The 18021-nt window shown below is 74.5% G+C and carries 15 protein-coding genes and 2 pseudogenes; 11 read left to right on the forward strand and 6 right to left on the reverse strand.

Translation table 11 applies throughout. The features are described from left to right. The first annotated feature begins 33 nt into the window (after positions 1-33). Positions 34-1602, forward strand: coding sequence for a carboxylesterase family protein (locus ABZ128_RS28090; protein ID WP_356851756.1), 1569 nt, complete (start codon positions 34-36; stop codon positions 1600-1602). A 65-nt stretch (positions 1603-1667) separates the two neighbouring features. After that, entirely contained in the window at positions 1668-2660 is a 993-nt protein-coding gene (locus ABZ128_RS28095) for a LacI family DNA-binding transcriptional regulator (protein ID WP_356851758.1), read from the forward strand. Between the two features lie 67 nt (positions 2661-2727). Here ABZ128_RS28095 and ABZ128_RS28100 read toward each other — a convergent pair whose 3' ends face one another. After that, positions 2728-3429 carry a phosphatase PAP2 family protein gene (locus ABZ128_RS28100; protein ID WP_356851760.1) on the reverse strand — a complete coding sequence of 234 codons (702 nt, stop codon included), beginning with the start codon at positions 3427-3429 and terminating at the stop codon, positions 2728-2730. A 101-nt stretch (positions 3430-3530) separates the two neighbouring features. Beyond that, entirely contained in the window at positions 3531-4517 is a 987-nt protein-coding gene (locus ABZ128_RS28105; protein ID WP_356851762.1) for an alpha/beta hydrolase, read from the reverse strand. Positions 4518-4668: 151 nt separating this feature from the next. Between ABZ128_RS28105 and ABZ128_RS28110 the strand changes: the two genes are divergently transcribed. The 9 genes and pseudogenes from ABZ128_RS28110 to ABZ128_RS28150 all read left to right on the forward strand — a co-directional run bounded on the left by ABZ128_RS28110 (position 4669) and on the right by ABZ128_RS28150 (position 14608). Further along, positions 4669-5241, forward strand: a complete 573-nt coding sequence (locus tag ABZ128_RS28110) for an ATP-binding protein (protein ID WP_356851763.1) — start codon at positions 4669-4671, stop codon at positions 5239-5241. Positions 5242-5356: 115 nt separating this feature from the next. Continuing rightward, positions 5357-6955, forward strand: a pseudogene (locus tag ABZ128_RS28115) (AMP-binding protein); the annotation flags it as partial. Between the two features lie 132 nt (positions 6956-7087). Further along, positions 7088-7450, forward strand: a pseudogene (locus ABZ128_RS28120) (thioesterase family protein); the annotation flags it as partial. Continuing rightward, a complete protein-coding gene (locus ABZ128_RS28125; RefSeq protein ID WP_356851765.1) occupies positions 7441-9780 on the forward strand; it encodes an FAD-dependent monooxygenase in 2340 nt (779 codons plus the stop codon). The pseudogene ABZ128_RS28120 and the gene ABZ128_RS28125, both read left to right, overlap by 10 nt. A 12-nt stretch (positions 9781-9792) precedes the next feature. Then, entirely contained in the window at positions 9793-10812 is a 1020-nt protein-coding gene (locus ABZ128_RS28130; RefSeq protein ID WP_356851766.1) for a carbon-nitrogen hydrolase family protein, read from the forward strand. Further along, positions 10809-11924, forward strand: coding sequence for a cupin domain-containing protein (locus tag ABZ128_RS28135; RefSeq protein ID WP_356851768.1), 1116 nt, complete (start codon positions 10809-10811; stop codon positions 11922-11924). The genes ABZ128_RS28130 and ABZ128_RS28135 overlap by 4 nt, the downstream gene beginning before the upstream one ends. Positions 11925-11951: 27 nt before the next feature. After that, entirely contained in the window at positions 11952-12854 is a 903-nt protein-coding gene (locus tag ABZ128_RS28140; protein ID WP_356851770.1) for a fumarylacetoacetate hydrolase family protein, read from the forward strand. A gap of 90 nt (positions 12855-12944) precedes the next feature. Beyond that, positions 12945-13670 carry an Asp/Glu racemase gene (locus tag ABZ128_RS28145; RefSeq protein WP_356851796.1) on the forward strand — a complete coding sequence of 242 codons (726 nt, stop codon included), beginning with the start codon at positions 12945-12947 and terminating at the stop codon, positions 13668-13670. A 110-nt stretch (positions 13671-13780) separates the two neighbouring features. Beyond that, complete coding sequence (locus ABZ128_RS28150; protein WP_356851772.1) at positions 13781-14608, forward strand: PaaX family transcriptional regulator C-terminal domain-containing protein; 828 nt, start codon at positions 13781-13783, stop codon at positions 14606-14608. Positions 14609-14632: 24 nt separating this feature from the next. Here ABZ128_RS28150 and ABZ128_RS28155 read toward each other — a convergent pair whose 3' ends face one another. The 4 genes from ABZ128_RS28155 to ABZ128_RS28170 all read right to left on the reverse strand — a co-directional run bounded on the left by ABZ128_RS28155 (position 14633) and on the right by ABZ128_RS28170 (position 17868). Beyond that, complete coding sequence (locus tag ABZ128_RS28155) at positions 14633-15085, reverse strand: hypothetical protein (RefSeq protein WP_356851773.1); 453 nt, start codon at positions 15083-15085, stop codon at positions 14633-14635. A gap of 114 nt (positions 15086-15199) precedes the next feature. Next, entirely contained in the window at positions 15200-16054 is an 855-nt protein-coding gene (locus ABZ128_RS28160) for a DMT family transporter (protein WP_356851775.1), read from the reverse strand. A 78-nt stretch (positions 16055-16132) separates the two neighbouring features. Then, positions 16133-16966, reverse strand: coding sequence for an alpha-L-glutamate ligase (locus ABZ128_RS28165; RefSeq protein ID WP_356851777.1), 834 nt, complete (start codon positions 16964-16966; stop codon positions 16133-16135). Beyond that, on the reverse strand, positions 16963-17868 hold the full coding sequence (locus ABZ128_RS28170; RefSeq protein WP_356851779.1) for a hypothetical protein: 906 nt from the start codon (positions 17866-17868) through the stop codon (positions 16963-16965). Before ABZ128_RS28170 ends, ABZ128_RS28165 begins: the two co-directional genes overlap by 4 nt. Positions 17869-18021: the final 153 nt, after the last annotated feature.

Below are 18021 nucleotides of genomic sequence, written 5' to 3' on the forward strand. Positions count from 1 at the left end.
CCAGGCCGCCCGCCGCGACGAAGGAAGCGCCCCATGCCGCCCACCGCACCCACCGCCTCCGCCGGACGCCCCAAGCCGTCCGCCCCGCTGGTCGACCTCCCCGAGGGGAGGCTGCGCGGAGCCCTCGAAGGCGGGCTCTGCGTCTTCCGGGCCGTGCCGTACGCCGCAGCCCCGGTCGGCGACCAGCGCTGGCGGCCCGCCCGCCCGCACCCGGGCTGGAGCGGCACCCGCGACGCCACCGCCGACGGGCCGAGCGCGCCGCAGATGTACCTGGAAGGCGGCGATCCCGTCCTCGGAGGGCACGGCGAGCCCCCGTTCGACGAGGACTGCCTCACCCTGAACGTCTGGACGCCCGCGCTCGACGATGCCCGGCGGCCGGTCCTCGTGTGGATCCACGGCGGCGGCTTCGTCTCGGGCTCCGGGTCCCTGCCGGGCTACTCGGGGGAGACCTTCGCCCGCGACGGCGACCTGGTCTTCGTGAGCATCAACTACCGCCTCGGGCCCCTCGGTTACCTGAACCCGGACGGGGACGAGGACGGTTCCAACCTCTGGCTCCGCGACCAGCTCGCCGCCCTGCACTGGGTGCAGGACAACATCGCCTCCTTCGGCGGCGATCCGGCCGCCGTCACCGTCGCCGGACAGTCGGGCGGCGCCGTGTCCACCGCGGCCCTCGCCGGGCACCCGCAGACCCGGGGGCTGATCCGCCGGGTGATCCTGCAGAGCCCGCCCTTCGGGCTGGACCTCCCCGACCCCGGGACCTACCGGGAGCGGACTGCCGCCTACGCGGAATCGGCCGGGGCCAAGACGCCCGGGGAGCTGCGCGCGCTGCCCTGGCCCGCGCTGATCGGCGCGGCCGGCGGGCTGTTCGCCCGTACGGCGCGGTGGGGCTACTGGCCGACCCCCTTCCTGCCGGTGGTCGACGGGGTGAGCCTGCCGCACCATCCGGCTCAGGCGCTGCTGCACGGGGCCGCGACCGGCATCGACGTGCTGATCGGCTGGACCCGCGAGGAGGCCGCCTTCGGGTTCGGCCTCGACGAGGGCTACGCCGCCGCCCCCCGGGAGCAGGTGACCGGGCGGATCGCCGAGACATTCGGCCCCGGTAAGGCTTCGGAGGTCTACGCCGCGTACGAGGGCGCCCGGCCCGGCGCCCGCCCGGCCGACGTCCTGATGGACCTGATCACGGACGAGCTGTTCCGCGTCCCCGCGGTGCGACTGGCGGAGGCCAGGGCGGCGGCGGGCCACCCCGTGTGGGCCTACCAGTTCGACTTCCCGACCCCCGCGTACGAGGGACGGCTCGGCGCCGCCCACTGTCTCGAACTCCCCTTCGTCTTCGCCAACTTCGACCGCTGGTCGCACGCGCCCTTCCTCGCCGGGCTGGCTCCCGCGGTCCGCGACGGGCTCGCCCGGACCATGCACCGCGCCTGGATCTCCTTCATCCGGACCGGCGACCCCAACCACCCCGGCATGCCGCAGTGGCAGCCGTACGAGGCCGGAACGCGGACCACGATGCGGTTCGACTCCGTCGTGACGGCCCTCGACGACCTCGCGGGCCCCTCGCGCCGGCTCCACGACCTGCGGTCTCGTCCGCTCCGGGCCACCTAACTCGTGTAACCTCGGAGGAGAGGACGGGTCGCGAGGACGCGTCTACCGAGGGAGCGCTGAGCGGCATGGCACCGGCATCGATCACCAGCGCGGACGTGGCACGGCTGGCCGGGGTGTCCCGCGCCACCGTCTCCTTCGTCCTGAACGACACGCCGGGCCACCGCGTCAGCGAAGCCACCCGTACGCGGGTGCTCGACGCCGCGCGGCAGCTCGGCTACGTCCCGCACGCCGCCGCCCGCTCCCTGCGGGCCGGCCGCAGCAACCTCGTCCTGATGCCGGTCTCCGTCTCCGCGATCGGGCGGCTCGTCAGCGACTGGGTGGACGAACTGCACAGCGAGCTCGACCACCGCGGCTACACCGCCGTCCTGCACGCGGGCCGCTTCCCCGACCCCGCCGACGCCGCCCGCGCCTGGGCCGAACTGCGCCCGGCGGCGGTCGTCGCCCTCGACGGCGACCGCTTCACCGCCCGGGCGGCCGAGCTGCTGCGCGGTGCGGGGGTGCGCGCGCTGCTCGCCTTCGCCGCCCGCCCGGTGGCCGGCGTCCACACCATCGGCTTCGACCACGCCCGGATCGGCGCCACCGCCGCCGAGCACCTGATCGCCCGGGGCCGCACCCGGATCGGCGTGGTCGTCCCCCGGGAGCGGGGCCTCGCCACCCTGGCCGCACCGCGCCTGGCGGGAGCCGAGTCGGTCGCCGCCCGGCATCCGGCCACGGTGACCCCGCTGGAGCTGGCGTACACCCGGGAGTCCGCGACCGCGCTCGCCCGGCGGTGGAGGAGCCTGGAACTGGACGCGGTGTTCGCCTACAACGACGAGTACGCCGCGCTGCTGCTGCACGCGCTGCAGGCGGAGGGCATCGCCGTACCGCAGGAGGTGGCGATCGTCGGATCCGACGACCTCGTCCTCTCCGCCCTTCAGCAGCCGGCCCTCACGACGGTCCGCCTGGACCTGCCGTCGGCGGCGCGGATCGCCGATGCCGTCCACGACCTCGTCGAAACGGGGACGGCCCCCGAGATCCCCCCGATCGAGGCCACCCTCGTCCCCCGCGAAACCACCTGACCACCAGACCACCTGACCACCTGACCCCGGGCCGCCAGGCCGCCAGGCCGCCGGGCCGCCCGGGTGCTCACGGGGACGGGGACTCGCGCGCCAGGGCCGGTCCGTGCAGCCACCACGCCAGCAGGGCCGCCCCCGCGCCGGCCGCTGCGCCGGCGAGTGTGTCGGTGAGCCAGTGGGCGTGGAGCCAGGTCCGGCTCCACATCATCGCCAGGGTGAACACCGTGCCCGCCGCCCACCAGAGCGCCCGCCGGGCCGCCGGGACCAGCAGCGCCCCGACCACCACCACGAGCAGCGCCGCCCCCGCGGCGTGGCCGGAGGGGAAGGAGCCGTGGTCCACCCGGACCAGCGGGTGCGCCGGCCGCGGGCGGTCCACCAGGTGCTTGAGCCCCTGGACCACCAGCAGATTGCCGAGCAGGTACACAACGAGCAGGAAGCCGGCCGCCGCCCATCGCCGGCGTACCAGCAGGTACGCGAGCAGGGCGAGCGGTACGACGACGCCCGGCGGGCCGCCGAACCAGTCGAGCGCGGCGGCCGCCACCGCGGGCGGTCCCCCGTGCGGGCCGCCCATCAGGTGCAGCCACCGGTCGTCCAGGCCCTGGAAGGGCGGCTCTGCGCTGTCGGCCCGGACGATCAGGGCCATCGCCAGGGCGATCCCGAGGAGCAGCGCCCCCAGGATCAGGCGGCCCGGCCGGCGCCGGTCCGCCAGGGGTCGGGACCGTACCGCCGGGACCGCAGGGGTTCGAGGGGGAGTGGCCGTTCTGCCGGGCATGGCTGCCTCTCGTGCGAAGCGGAAGGTGAGGTGATCGGCGTGCGGACAGGGGCGCGGACGGGGGCGCGGACGGACCGCGCCCCCGCTGCGGAACCGGCCGTTCAGGCTTGCGCGCTCAGCCGGTCCGCCAGGAACGCGACGCTTTCCGCGACGATCGCCGGGACGTCGGGGGCGCCCAGGAAGATGTGGTCGGCCCCGTCCACGGGCCGCAGCGTGACCTCGCCCCCGGCGCACGTGAGCGCCTCGGCCAGCGTCTCGCTCTGGCTGTAGGGGACCAGGCCGTCGCGGGTGCCGTGCACCAGCAGGAACGGCGGCGGGTCCGAGCCCTCGACGGCGTACGTCACCGGGCTCGCCGCCCGCGCGAGATCGGGCCGGTCCGCCACGGGGGCGCCGAGCAGGGCCTCGTACGGGTCGGGGAACTCCAGGCCGGACGGCATCGGCGGGAGGGGGTGCGCCGCCAGGGCGGTCAGGTCGGAGACGCCGTACCAGTCGACGACGGCCCGCACGGCGGTGTCGCCCGTGCCGACGCCGTGCGCGCCTTCGAGCGCGGCGGCGTCCGCGGTCGCGGGGCCGACGACCCCGGCGAGCGCGGCCAGGTGGCCGCCCGCGGACTCGCCCCAGACGCCGATCCGGTCCGGGTCGATGCCGAGAGGGCCGGCGAAGGTGCGGACGTAGCGGATCGCGGCCTTCACGTCGTGCAGCTGGGCGGGGAACGGCGCCTCAAGGCTGTGCCGGTAGTCGATCGAGACGAGCGCGAGCCCGGCGGCCGAGACCGTGTCGTGCAGGAGGGCCGCGGGCACGGTCGGCGGCGGGTAGCGGCGGTCGCCGTCGAGCCAGCCGCCGCCGTGGATCCAGACGACCGCGGGGAAGGGGCCCTCGCCCGCGGGGAGGCGGACGTCCAGGAGGCGGGGGCGGTAGCCGGGGGTGGTCGCGTACGTGAGCCCGTCGAAGCGGCGTACGCCGTCCGGGCCGGTCACGGGGGCGGAGGGCCTCAGGTACGGCGGGGGCGGCCAGGTCATGTCGGCGGGGGCTCCGACGAGGTGGTCGTCGTCGGCGGCGTCGAGCCCGCTCGGGGGAGATTGCGTCATTGCAGCCCTTCCAATTTGTCCGAAATGCTTGCGCCAGGCGCCCGGGCGGGCTTAGCGTGTTACACGTGTAATCAGAACACTAGCGACGCTCTTCCTTCAGCCACAAGCCCCTTGGTGATCCAGGGGCCGGAAGGGTTACACGAGCCATCTCGTGCACATCCGTACCGCGTCGCCCTCTCCCTCCGGGAGCGCCTCATGCTCAGCACCGCCCGCACCGCTGCCGTCCCCTCCCCGGCCGGCCCCCCCGCCGACCGAGGCCCCGCCGCCCGCCGGCTCCGCGCCCGCAGGCCCGGCGCCCGCAGGCCCGGCCGCCCCGTGCCGGAGCTTCGCCCGCTGGGCGGCGCGGCCCACCGCCGCCACCGTCCCGCTCGTCCGGGCCCGCGTCCGCGCCGTGCTCGAAGGCTGGGAGGTTGACGCGGAAGCGGCGGACCTGCTCCTGCTGGCCGTCAGCGAGCTCGTCTCCAACGTCGTGCAGCACGCCGCCGCCCCGGGGCGGATGTGCGTCGGCGTGACCCTCGGCGGGGGCTGGCTTCAGCTCAGGGTCGCCGACCGGGGCGCAGGCCTGCCCCGGCTGCCGCACCCTGCCGCCGAGATCGACCCGGATGCCGAAAGCGGGCGCGGACTGCTGATGCTGCGCCTGCTGGCCGTCGAAGCCGGGGGTGAACTCACCCTGGACAACTGCCGGTTCGGGGCCTCGGTGCGGCTGCGTATTCCGGTCGCCTGACCCGTCCCGGAGGTCTCGGCGGCGCGATTCTTATCGAGCAACATTGACGGCCGCAAAATTATCGAGATAGCTTGCTCCCGTCTCCCCCGCTGCTCCCTGATCGAGGTGCCGCCCCATGGAGCTCTCCCCTTCCGCACATGCCGACTCCTTCTGCAGGGACCGGCTGCCGCCCTTCCCCCTCTGGCCCGAACTCCACTTCGAACTACCGGAGTTGGCCTATCCCGACCGTCTCAACTGCGCCGGGCGCCTGCTCGACGAAGCCGTCGAGCGATGGGGCCCCGACCGGCCCTGCCTGCTCACCCCGACCGAGCGCTGGACGTACGGCGAACTGCAGCAGCGCGCCAACCAGGTCGCCCAGGTGCTCACCGAAGACTTCGGTCTCGTGCCCGGCAACCGCGTCCTGCTGCGCGCCCCCAACAACCCCTGGCTCGTGGCCGCGTGGTTCGGCGTCCTCAAGGCCGGCGGTGTCGCCGTCACCACCATGCCGCTCCTGCGGGCCGCCGAACTCGCCGAGCTCTGCGAGATCAGCCGCCCCACCCTCGCCATCTGCGACCACCGCTACGTCCACGCGCTGGACGAGGCGGCCCGGGCCGGGCTGCCCGTCCTCGTCCACGGCGGCGCCGGCGAGGCCGACCTCACCGCGCGCTGCGCCACCCGCAGCGGCTCCTTCGCCACCGTCGCCACCGCCGCCGACGACGTGGCGCTGATCGCCTTCACCTCCGGTACGACCGGCCGCCCGAAGGCCACCCTGCACTTCCACCGCGATGTGCTGGCCATCGCCGACACCTTCTCCCGGCACGTGCTGAAGCCGCTTCCCGACGACGTGTTCACCGGTACGCCGCCGCTGGCCTTCACCTTCGGCCTCGGCGGGCTCGTGGTCTTCCCCCTGCACGCCGGGGCCGCGACCCTGCTGATCGAGCAGGCGGGTCCCGAGGAACTGGCCGACCTCGTCGCCGCGCACGGGGTGACGGTGCTGTTCACCGCCCCGACCGCCTACCGCGCGATCATGGCGGCGGGGGCCACCGGCCGGCTGGCCGGCCTGCGCCGCTGCGTCTCCGCCGGGGAGGCACTGCCGGCGGCGGTCTCGGAACAGTTCCACGCCGCCACCGGGCTGCGCATCATCGACGGGATCGGTGCGACCGAGATGCTGCACGTCTTCATCTCCGCGGCCGACGAGGACGTCCGGCCCGGTGCCACCGGCCGGCCCGTGCCCGGCTACCGGGCCGCGATCGTCGACGAGAAGGGCGACCCCGTCCCCGACGGGCAGCCCGGGCTGCTCGCGGTCACCGGCCCCACCGGCTGCCGCTACCTCGACGACCCGCGCCAGACCACGTACGTCAGGGACGGCTGGAACATCACCGGCGACACCTACGTCCGCGACGCCGACGGCTGGTTCTGGTACGTGGCCCGCAGCGACGACATGATCGTCTCCTCCGGCTACAACATCGCGGGCCCCGAGGTGGAAAAGGCCCTCGCCACCCACCCCCACGTCGCGGAGTGCGGGGTCGTCGGAGCCCCCGACGAACGGCGCGGCATGCTGGTGAAGGCGTACGTCGTGCTGTCCGACGGGGTCCCGGCGGACGAGGCGACCGTCCGGGAGCTCCAGTCCCACGTGAAGCAGGCCATCGCCCCGTACAAGTACCCGCGCTCCGTCGCCTTCGTCCCGGAACTCCCGCGCACCGGCAACGGCAAGCTCCAGCGGGGCGAACTGCGCCGCCGGGCCGAAGCGGAAGCCGAAGCCGGGGGGAGCGCCCCCGCCGGGACCGCGCCGCCGGCCGGGCTGCCCCGCGTGGTCATCGAGCGGCACGTCGAGTGGCCCGACACCGACGCCGCCGGCCACTACCACCACTCCACCGTCATGCGCTGGGTCGAGGCGGCCGAGGCCGTGCTGCTGCGCCGCCTGGGCCTCGCCCACCTGTTCGGCAGCACACCGCGCGTGCACTTCGAGGCCGACTACCGGGCGCGCCTGTGGTTCGGCGAGGCCGTGCGCGTCGAACTGGGCGTCGCCGAGGTCGGCACCAGTTCCCTGCACTACGCGTTCACGGTCCACGGCGAGGACGGCGTGGAGGCCGCCGCCGGACGGATGGTGGTCGCCCACGCGGCCGCCCGGGCGACCGGTACCACCCCCTGGCCCGCCGAGGTCCGCGCCGCGCTGACCCAGGCGGGCCCGCAATCCCCCGAACGACGAGGAGACACCCCGTGCGTGTAGCAGTCATCGGAGGAGGCCCCGGCGGGCTGTACTTCGCGGCCCTGGCCAAGCAGCTCTCCCCCGGGTGGGAGGTCACCGTCTGGGAACGCAACGCCCCCGACGACACCTTCGGCTTCGGGGTGGTCTTCTCCGACGAGACCCTCGACGGCATCGCCCAGGCCGACCCCGAGGTCCACGCCGCCATGTCGGCGCAGTTCGCGCGCTGGAGCGACATCGACGTCCACTACCGGGGCCGCACCCTCACCTCCGGCGGCCACGGTTTCGCCGCCCTCGGCCGGCGCCGGCTGCTGCGGATCCTCCAGGAGCGGTGCGCCGCCCTCGCGGTGGACGTCCGCTACCGCACCCAGGCCCCGCCCGCGGCGGAACTCGCCGCCGCCTACGACCTCGTCGTCGCCTGCGACGGCGTACGGTCCGCCACCCGTTCCGCCTTCGCGGACACCTTCCGGCCCGAGCTCGACGAGCGCCCCGGCCGCTACATGTGGCTCGGCACCGACAAGGTCTTCGAGGCCTTCACCTTCCTCGTCGAGGAGCGAGAGTTCGGCACCTTCCAGGTGCACGCCTACCCCTACGACTCCACCCGCTCCACCGTCATCGTGGAGATCGGCGAGGAGGCGTGGCGGCGCGCCGGGTTCGCGGGGTCCGCCGCCCTCGAACTTCCGCCCGGCGCCAGCGACGAGGCCGGGATCCGCCGGTGCGAGGAGCTCCTCGCCGGCCATCTCGACGGCCACCGGCTCCTGCCGAACAACTCCCGGTGGCTGCGCTTCACCACCGTGCGCAACGCGACCTGGCGGCACGCCAACGTCGTCCTCCTCGGCGACGCCGCGCACACCGCGCACTTCTCCATCGGCTCCGGCACCAAGCTGGCCATGGAGGACGCCCTCGCGCTCGCGGCCTGTCTGCACGAGCACCCGGACGTGCCCGGCGCGCTGGCCGCCTACGAGGCCGAGCGCCGGCCGGTGGTGGAATCGACGCAGCGGGCGGCCCAGGCCAGCCTCGAATGGTTCGAGCACATCGACCGCTACACCGGCCAGGAGCCGCACCAGTTCGCCTTCAACCTGCTGACCCGGAGCCGCCGCGTCACCTACGACGGGCTGCGCGCACGGGACGAGCACTTCACCACCGCGGTCACCACCGCAGCCACCTCTGCCACCGCCGGTACGGCCGCCGACGCCGCCCCGCCCGTCCCCCCGATGTTCCGTCCCTTCCCGCTCGGAGGCCTGCTGCTGCGCAACCGGGTCGTCGTCCCGCCGACCGCCCTCCACACCGCCAAGGACGGCGTCCCCGGCGACTTCGACCTCGTCCACCTGAGCACCCTGGCCCTCGGCGGCGCCGGACTGGTCCTCGCCGGGATGACCTCCGTCAGCGCCGACGGGCATGCCGCTCCCGGCTGCCCCGGGCTCCACACCGACGCACAGGAGGCCGCCTGGCGGCGGATCACCGCCTTCGTCCACGGCCAGTCCGACACCTGCCTCGGCATCCAGCTCACCCACGCCGGCCGCCGCGCCGCCCCGGGCCAGGCCCCGCCGCTCGCCGCGTCGCCCCTGCCCTGGGACGAGCGCAGCCCCGTCCCGCGCGAGGTCACCCGCGCCGACATGGACCTCCTCGTACGCGACTTCGCCCGCGCCGCCGAGCGCGCCGACCGGGCGGGCTTCGACGCGCTGGAGCTCCAGTACGGGCACGGCCACCTGATCTCCGGGTTCCTGTCACCGCTGACCAACCTGCGGACCGACGCGTACGGCGGCAGCCTGGCCGGCCGGCTCCGCTTCCCGCTCGAAGTGCTGCGCGCCGTACGGAAGGCCTGGCCGAAGGGCAAGGCGCTGCTCGTGCGGATCTCCGCGACCGACTGGGCCGAGGGCGGCCTCGGCGAGGACGACGCCGTCGGTGTCGCGCGGGCCCTGGCCGAGGCAGGCGCCGACGGGATCGACGTCTCCACCGGCGAGGTGGTGGCCCACGAGCGCCCCCGCTACGGGCGCAGCTACCAGACCCCCTTCGCCGACCTGATCCGCAACGCCACGGGCGTCCCCACCCTCGCCGTCGGCGCGATCTCCACGTACGACGACGTCAACTCCATCATCCTGGCCGGCCGCGCCGACCTCTGCGGCATCGGGCGCGCCCACCTGCACGATCCCCTGTGGACGCTGCACGCCGCCGCCGCGCAGGGCTACCACGGGCCCGCCGCACCCTGGGCGCCCTCCTGGCGGGCGGGCAGCACGCGACCGCCCGCGGGCCGCACCGACCGGGTCCCGCCGCGCCTGCACCTCCTGCGCCGGCCCGCAGCGCCCGTGCACCAGCGGTGGACGCCCCGCCCCACCGCCTCCCCGGCCCGCTGAGCGGAGACCCGTATGCCCACCCTGCCCCCGGGGAGCCTTCCCCGCTTCACCGCCGCGGCCGTGCAGGCCGCGCCCGTCTACCTCGACCCCGCCGCCACCGTCGACAAGGCGGTCGCCCTGATCGCACAGGCGGCGGCCGCCGGCGCAGAACTCGTCGTCTTCCCCGAGGCGTTCGTCCCCGGCTACCCCTACTGGAACTGGACGATGAACCCGGTCCAGGGCTCGCCCTGGTTCGAGCGCCTCCACCGCGCCTCCGTCGACGTCCCCGGACCGTACGTCGACGCCCTGCGCGCCGCGGCCCGCCGGCACGGGGTCGTCCTCGTGATCGGGGTCAACGAGCGCGCCCCGCACAGCCTCGGCGTCCTCTACAACACCCTGCTCACCATCGGCGCCGACGGCGAACTCCTCGGCGTGCACCGCAAGCTGGTCCCCACCTGGGCGGAGAAGCTCACCTGGACCGGCGGCGACGGCAGCTCCCTGCGCGTGCACCGCACCCCCGTCGGGCCGCTCGGCGCCCTCGCCTGCGGCGAGAACACCAACACCCTGGCCCGCTTCGCCCTGCTCGCCCAGGGCGAACTGGTCCACGCCTCCTGCTACATCGCCCTGCCCGTGGCCCCCGCGGACTACGACATGGCCGACGCCATCGCCGTCCGTACCGCCGCCCACAGCTTCGAGGGCAAGGTGTTCTCCGTCGTGGCCTGTTCCACCATCTCCCCGGAGATCACCGACACCCTCGCCGGGGACGACGAGGAGCTGCGCGCCCTGTTCGACCGGCCGCGCAGCGCCCTGTCCGGGATCTTCGGCCCCGACGGCCGCCCCGTCACCGAACCCCTCGTCGACGACGAGGGCATCGTCTACGGCGAGATCGACCTCGGCCGGTGCATCCAGCCCAAGCAGATGCACGACATCACCGGCCACTACAACCGCTTCGACGTCTTCCGCCTCGAAGTCGACAACCGCCCCCGCCCGCCGGTGACCTTCACCGCGCCGCCCGCAGGCCCCCCGGCCACCACCCCTGAGGAGGACGTATGACCACCGAGCAGGACGACACCGCCCTCGGCCGCGCCCGGGTGTCCGACACCCCCGAACTCTCGGCGTACTACGCCGAACTCGGCGCCCTCGACGCCGGCGCGCTGTGGACCGTCGCCAACGAGATCGAACCCTGGTACCCGCAGCCCCGTTCCGTCCCCGTGCTGTGGCGCTACGAGGAGCTGCGGCCCCTGGTCCACAAGGCCCTCGGCCTCGTCAAGGCCGACGACGCGGGCCGCCGCGTGGTCATGCTCGTCAACCCCGGCCGCAAGGACGTCAGCGCCGCCGCCGGCCTGCTCTACACCGGCCTGCAGATCATGGGCCCGGGGGAGGCCATGACCGCCCACCGCCACCAGGCCGCGGCCCTGCGCTTCGTCCACGAAGGCACCGGCGCCTGGACGATCGTCGACGGCCAGAAGCTCAAGGTCGGCCCGCGTGACTTCGCGATCACCCCGAACGGCACCTGGCACGAACACGGCAACGACGCCGACGACGCTCCGGTCATCTGGCAGGACGGACTCGACATCCCCCTGGTCAACGCCCTGGACGCGGGCTTCTACGAGGTCCACCCCGAGCTGTACCAGACCCCCGGGAAGGTCATCAACTCCTCCGTCCTGACCTACGGGGCCCACCTGCTCCCGTACGGCTCGGAGCGGTGGACCCGGCCGTACTCGCCGCTGCTCGCCTACCCGTGGGAGCCCACCTACCAGGCCCTGCTGGACCTCGCGAAGACGACCGGGGGCTCCCCGTACGACGGGGTCATCGCCGAGTACGCCAACCCGCTCACCGGCGGCTCCGTCATGCCCACCATGGGAGCCCACATGCAGCTGCTGCGCCCCGGCCAGGCCACCCTGGCCCACCGGCACACCGGATCGGTGATCTACACGGCGGCCAAGGGCCGGGGAGTCTCCGTCATCGCCGGACGGCGGTTCGAGTGGCGCCGGGGCGACGTCTTCTGCGTCCCGTCCTGGGCCTGGCACGAACACCACAACCTCGATCCCGCCGAGGACGCCTGCCTGTTCTCCTTCAACGACTTCCCCGTCATGCGCTCCCTCGGCTTCCACCGCGAAGAGGCGTACGCGGAGCACGGCGGCCACCAGCCCGTCACCGCCTGACCCGACCCCCACCGGAGGAGCCCCACCATGCGCCTGCTCACCTACACCACCGCCGCCCGCCCCACCGCCGGACGCCTGGGCGCGGAGACCGACGGCCACGTCGTCGACCTCGCCGCCCTGGCCGACCACGCCGGCCTGCCCTTCCCGCAGGACCTGCTCTCCCTCGTCCGGGCGGGGGACGCCGCCCGCGAGACCGCCCGGCGGCTGCTGCGCGGGGCGCGGCCGGCCCATGCGGTCCACCCGCTGGACGAGGTCACCCTGTGCGCACCGCTGCGCCCGGGAAAGATCATCGGAGTCGGCCTCAACTACGTGGAGCACGTGGAGGAGTCCAGCCGCAGCCTGGACACCGACGAGGAACTGCCGCCCCGCCCGGTCCTGTTCGGCAAGCCCTCCACCGCGGTCACCGGCCCCGGCGCGCCCATCCTGCACAACGGGAACCTCACCGCGCAGCTGGACTGGGAGTGCGAACTCGCCGTCGTCATCGGCCGCACCGCGTCCCGGGTGACCGAGGAGGACGCGTACGACCACGTCTTCGGCTTCAGCATCGTCAACGACATCAGCGCCCGCGACCAGCGCCGCTCCGGCCAGTGGTTCTTCTCCAAGGGGCAGGACTCGTACGCGCCCTTCGGCCCGGTCGTCGTCACGGCGGACGCGATCCCCGACCCCATGAACCTGGACCTGTCGCTGCGCGTCAACGGGGTCACCAAGCAGAAGTCGAACACCCGGCACATGCTCTTCCCCATCGCCCGGCTCATCGCCGACATCAGCTCCGGCATGACCCTGGAGCCCGGCGACGTCATCGCGACGGGATCACCCTCCGGGGTGGGCGCCGGCATGGTGCCGCCGCAGTTCCTGCTCCCCGGTGACACGGTCGAGGCGACCGTCGAGGGAATCGGCACCCTCGCCAACCCCGTCGTCGACGCCCGCTGAACCGCCCCGCCGACCCCGCCCACCCCAGGAGTGCCCGTGCCGCCCCGCACCTACCGCATCGGCCAGATCGTGCCGAGTTCCAACGTCACCATGGAGACGGAGATCCCCGCCATCCTGCGCGCCCGCCAAGCCGTCGCCCCCGAAGAGCGGTTCACCTTCCACTCCAGCCGGATGCGCATGACCCACGTGACGCCCGAACAGCTCAAAGCGATGGACGCCGACTCCGACCGCTGCGCGCAGGAGCTGTCCGACGCCCGGGTCGACGTCCTCGGCTACGCCTGCCTCGTCGCCATCATGAGCATGGGCCTGGGCTACCACCGGGTCTCCCAGGAGCGGTTGCACGCCCGTACGGCGGAGAACGGCGCCCCCGCCCCGGTCGTGACCAGCGCGGGGGCCCTGGTGCACGGACTGCACACGATCGGCGCCCGGAAGATCGCCCTGCTCGCGCCGTACATGCGGCCCCTGACCCGGACCGTGGTGGACTACCTGACCCACGAGGGCATCGAGGTCCTCGACTACGAGGCCCTGGAGATCCCCGACAACCTGGACGTGGCCGCGCACGACCCGGCCCGTCTGCCCGCCCTCGCGCGGGCCCTGGACCACGCCGACGCCGACGCGGTCGTGCTCTCCGCGTGCGTGCAGATGCCCTCGCTCGGTGCCATCGAGGAAGCCGAACAGCTGCTGGGCAAGCCGGTGGTGTCCGCGGCCGTGTGCACCGCCCACCAGATGCTGCGGGCCCTGGACCTGCCGGCCTTCGCGCCGGGCGCGGGACACCTGCTCTCCGGCGCCTACGCCGAGGCACCCCTGCCCTCGTAGGGGGCGGGAGCCGCAGCCGGAGGGCTCCCGGGCCAAGGGCCGCCAGGGGCCAAGGGCCTCAGGGGGCGGCGCGCCGATATGATCGCGACCGCGTACAACGGAAGGCGATCATGTCGGACAGCCCCCTCAGGCCCAGCTCGTTGATCAACACGGTCTACGGAGCGTTCCTGCGCCGCCTCGGCTGCTGGATCTCCATCGCCGACCTGATCACCCTGATGGCGGAGCTGGACGTCGACGGCCCGGCGGTGCGCTCGGCGATCTCGCGGCTCAAGAAGCGCGGGGTCCTCGAACCGGAGCGCCGGGGCGCCACCGGCTACCGCCTCAGCCCGGCCGTCCACGCCGTCTTCGACGAGGGCGACCGCCGGATCTTCACCAGCCTCGAACCCGCCGACCTCGCCGACGGCTGGGCCATGGCCGTCTTCTCCGTACCGGAGTCCGAGCGCTCCCACCGCTACCAGTTGCGCACCCGGCTGACCTGGCTCGGCTTCGGCAACATCGCCCCGGGCGTGTGGCTGGCCCCCGGACGGCTCCTCGACGACGCCCGCAGCATGCTCGTCCGGCTCGGCCTCAGCGGGTACGTGCACCTGTTCGCCGCCGAGTACGCCGCCTTCAGCGACCTGCCGGAGACGGTCGGTTCCTGGTGGGACTTCCCCGCCATCCAGACGCAGTACGCCGCCTTCACCGACACCTACGCGCCGGTGGCGGCGCGGCTGGCGGCCGAGGGGGAGCCCGCCGCGGCCGAGGCGTTCCGCCACTACGTTCCGCTGCTCACCCAGTGGCGCCGCCTGCCCTACCTCGACCCCGGACTGCCGAGCGAGCTGCTGCCGGCCGACTGGAACGCGGTGGCGGCCCGCCGGCTCTTCCAGGAGCTCCACGCCGTCCTGCTCGGCCCCAGCCTGCGCCACGTCCGCGAGGTCACGGGCCTGCGCGAGGCCTGACCGGCCGTACGCCCCGCGCCGGTCCTACGGCAGGGGCGGCACCGTGTACGTCGGGATCGAGGGGTCGTTCAGGTCCGGCTTCCACGGCGTCCAGTCCGGCGTCGGGGTGTGCGGCGGCGCCGGGGGCGGGTTGGGGCCGCGGTAGGGGTTCTGCGGGACCTGCGCCGTGCGGGGGGCGGTGGAGGTCTTCGGGCGCGCGCCGGGGGTGGCCCCCGGAGCCGGCGTCTCGTCCGGCTCGGCCGGGGAAGCGGTCGCAGCCGCCGTGGGCGTCGTCGCGGAAGGGGACGCCGTCGCGCTCGCACTCGGGCTCGGGCTCGGGCTCGTGCTCGGCGGGCCCGGCTTGTCCGCGGTCGGGGCCTTGCTCCCGGAGCACCCGGCGAGCAGCAGACTGCCTGCGAGCACCCCGCCCACCAGCACACCGCGTACGCACAGCGCGGTCATGGACACCGGCACTCTGCCGTGAGGGCTGACGCCCACCGGCCACCTCCTGGAAAGTCATCTGATCAGTGCGCGGTGATCGTAGCCCAGGCCCGGGCAGCCGCCCCGCGCAGGCCGCCCCGGGGCGACCGCCCATGACCGGGCACCGGGACGTCAGGGCGCGCCCTCGCCCGCCCGTGCCAGGGCCAGGACCCCCGCGCAGATCAGGGCGATCCCCAGCACCTGGAGCAGCACCCACCACCCCGACCGCAGGTGCTCCTCGTACAGCACGACCCCGAGCATCACGCTGACGCTCGCGTCGCCCAGCGTCAGCGCGGGCTGCGAGGCCACCAGCGGGCCGCCCTGCATGGCGTGTTCGAGCAGCAGCAGGGCGCAGATGCCGGTCGCTCCGAAGGCGTACGTCTGCCAGGCGGTCAGGAACGCGCCGACACCGCCCTCGCCGAGCAGGGGCACGGAGTCCTTCATCAGGGCGGCCGTCAGGGCGTAGCAGATGGCGGTCGCCGCGCCCAGGCAGCCGGCCCGGGCCCGTCCCGGCGGTCGCCGCAGCCCGGCCGCCGCCAGCGCCACCACCGCGCCCGCGCAGGCCCCGAGCGCAGGGAACCACCGGTCGAGCGGTACGTGGGTGCGGTTCCCTTCGGGCGAGGCCGCGACCAGCGCCACCCCCAGCCCGACGACCACCGCCGCCACGGACAGCCACAGCGCGCCCCGCAGCCGCTGCCGCGCCGCGAGCGAGGCGATCATCAGCGCGAGCGGCAATTCCAGTACGAACAGCGGCTGTACGAGGACCAGCGGGCCCGTGGCCAGGGCCGCGGCCTGGCCCACTCCGGCCGCGATCACGGCCAGGATCCCGAAGAGCCAGCCGGGCCGTTTCAGCAGGTCGAGGACGAGTCCGAGGCGGAAGCCCTTGCTCTGCGGCACGGTCAGCGCGGCCCGGCGCTGGAGCACGGTGGCCAGCGCGTTGCTGAAGGCCGCGAACAGCGCGCAGAAGACCGGCAAGGCGATGCCCATCCGCCGATCCTCACCGTGCGCGCGGCGGTCCCGCCCCGCCGACACGCGTCCGCTGTGCCGATTCCGCCTGTCCGGGCCTCACCGGCCCCTGCCGGCACTGCCGGCGCCGATCCTCCCGTCGCGGGCCCGGCGCAGCGCCAACGACGCCAGGGCCTGCGGCGCGCCGGCCTGCCCCCGGATCCCGGGAAAGGCGTTGACGTCCACGATCAGCGGGGTGCCGCCGCCCGAGTCGATGACGTCGACCCCGTAGACGTCCAGCGCGAACACCTCCCCGGCCCGGCGCACCAGCTCCGCCCAGCCGTCCGGGAGTCCGGCCACGGCGAGGGTCCGGGCCGGGCCCCTCTCGCTCCCGGGTGCGAGCTCGGAGCGGCGCAGGGCGGCGAAGAGCCGGTCCCCGATCGCCCACAGTTTGTGGTCCCAGCCGCTGTTCGGGGTGAACTCCTGGACCACCACCGGCTCCTCGGGCCAGGCCTGCGCCAGCTCCCGCAGCCGCACCGGGTCGTCGACCCGGGCCACCAGGTCCTCCCGGCGGCTGTAGCGGCTCTTGACGACCACGGGGGAGCGCAGCGGCCCGCCGGACGCCCAGCCCGAGAGGGTGTCGTACGTACGGGTCCCCGCGAACGGCAGTCCCGCCGCCACGGCCAGCTCCGCCATCGCCGTGCGGTCCTGGCAGAGCGCCGTCGCCGCTGCCGAGTTGACCACCGGCGCCCCGCGCCGCTCCAGCTCCTCGGCCAGGGCCAGCGCCTGCGCGGTCCTGGACTTGAGCAGGTACACGTCGGCCAGGTCGTCCGGCGCAGCCCCGGCCGCCGCCGGGTCCAGCGAGTCCACCCGGTGTCCGCCGACGCGCAGCACCGCCGTCGCCGCGGCCAGCAGCGGGTGGTCCGGCTCCGGAGTGATCAGGCAGATCCTCACCGGGCCTCGCCCACCCGCGAAGCGGTCGCCTGCGCGGGAAACGACACCGCAAGCCCCCGCGGCGGCGACGGTTCGGGGCGGACCGCCGCACCACCGGCCGCCGCCAGCCCGAGCACCGCACGCGCCACCCGGGCCGCCGCATCGGGGACCTGGCGGAAGCTCGGGAAGTCGTTCACGTCCACCACCACCGGCCCGTGCGGGCCCAGCAGCACGTCCACCCCGTACAGGTCGAGCCCGTACACCTGCCCGACCTGCGCGGCGATCGCGGCGACCTCCGCCGACAGCGGCACCCGCCGCTCCCGTACCGCGGGGTCCGGGTGCAGCGGGGAGCAGCGCTCGGTGGCGAACAGCTCGCCGCCGACCGCGTACACCTTGATGTCGGTGCCGCAGTTGGGCACGTACGGCTGGGCGATGAGCAGGTGCTCGCCCGCCAGCTCCGGCAGCAGGGCCTCCAGCCGCCCCGGTGAGGACACCAGGTGCACCGCCCGCCCGGAGCTGCCGTCCGCGGGTTTGACGACGAGCGGGTACTCGGAGCCCGGTATCTCCCTCAGCAGCTCCGGCCGCGCCACCGCGTACGTCGGCGGCACCGGCAGGCTTCCGGTGCGCCCGATGGCGGCGGCCAGCGCCTTGTCCCGGACACCGCGGATCGAGCGGGCGTCGTTGACCGTGGTCGTCCCGGCGGCGGCCGCCGCTTCGAGCAGCGTCAGCCCCGGCCCGCCGGAGACCGTCTTGAGCACCCAGGCGTCGTGGGTGCCCGAGGCCACCACCTCGGTCATCCGCAGCAGCGATCCGCCCGGCCGCACCACGTCCACCCGGTGGCCCCACGCGACCAGTTGCCGGATCACCTCGTTCGGCATGCCGTCGTGGCGGTAGTGCTCCTCCACCAGGAAGCAGAGCCTCATGCACCTTCCCCATATGTTCCGGACGTCCGCCGATCCCGTCCGGCGAGTTGTGACGTCACAGGATGTCATGGAGCGCTATGTGATGATCGGCCCGTATGGCCGGTGGACATCCCGGGACATCCACCGGTCCGTCACCCCCGGTCCCTCAGACGC

This window comes from Streptomyces sp. NPDC006326 (assembly GCF_040612915.1).
In the GTDB taxonomy this organism is placed as follows: Bacteria; Actinomycetota; Actinomycetes; order Streptomycetales; family Streptomycetaceae; genus Streptomyces.

Bases quoted from the DNA above. Each gene is read 5' to 3' on its own strand.
- ABZ128_RS28095 (WP_356851758.1), top strand. From the start codon at position 1,668: ATGGCACCGGCATCGATCACCAGCGCGGACGTGGCACGGCTGGCCGGG.
- ABZ128_RS28160 (WP_356851775.1), bottom strand. From the start codon at position 16,054: ATGGGCATCGCCTTGCCGGTCTTCTGCGCGCTGTTCGCGGCCTTCAGC.
- ABZ128_RS28105 (WP_356851762.1), bottom strand. From the start codon at position 4,517: ATGACGCAATCTCCCCCGAGCGGGCTCGACGCCGCCGACGACGACCAC.
- ABZ128_RS28090 (WP_356851756.1), top strand. From the start codon at position 34: ATGCCGCCCACCGCACCCACCGCCTCCGCCGGACGCCCCAAGCCGTCC.
- ABZ128_RS28150 (WP_356851772.1), top strand. From the start codon at position 13,781: ATGTCGGACAGCCCCCTCAGGCCCAGCTCGTTGATCAACACGGTCTAC.
- ABZ128_RS28130 (WP_356851766.1), top strand. From the start codon at position 9,793: ATGCCCACCCTGCCCCCGGGGAGCCTTCCCCGCTTCACCGCCGCGGCC.
- ABZ128_RS28170 (WP_356851779.1), bottom strand. From the start codon at position 17,868: ATGAGGCTCTGCTTCCTGGTGGAGGAGCACTACCGCCACGACGGCATG.
- ABZ128_RS28145 (WP_356851796.1), top strand. From the start codon at position 12,945: ATGGAGACGGAGATCCCCGCCATCCTGCGCGCCCGCCAAGCCGTCGCC.
- ABZ128_RS28100 (WP_356851760.1), bottom strand. From the start codon at position 3,429: ATGCCCGGCAGAACGGCCACTCCCCCTCGAACCCCTGCGGTCCCGGCG.
- ABZ128_RS28140 (WP_356851770.1), top strand. From the start codon at position 11,952: ATGCGCCTGCTCACCTACACCACCGCCGCCCGCCCCACCGCCGGACGC.
- ABZ128_RS28135 (WP_356851768.1), top strand. From the start codon at position 10,809: ATGACCACCGAGCAGGACGACACCGCCCTCGGCCGCGCCCGGGTGTCC.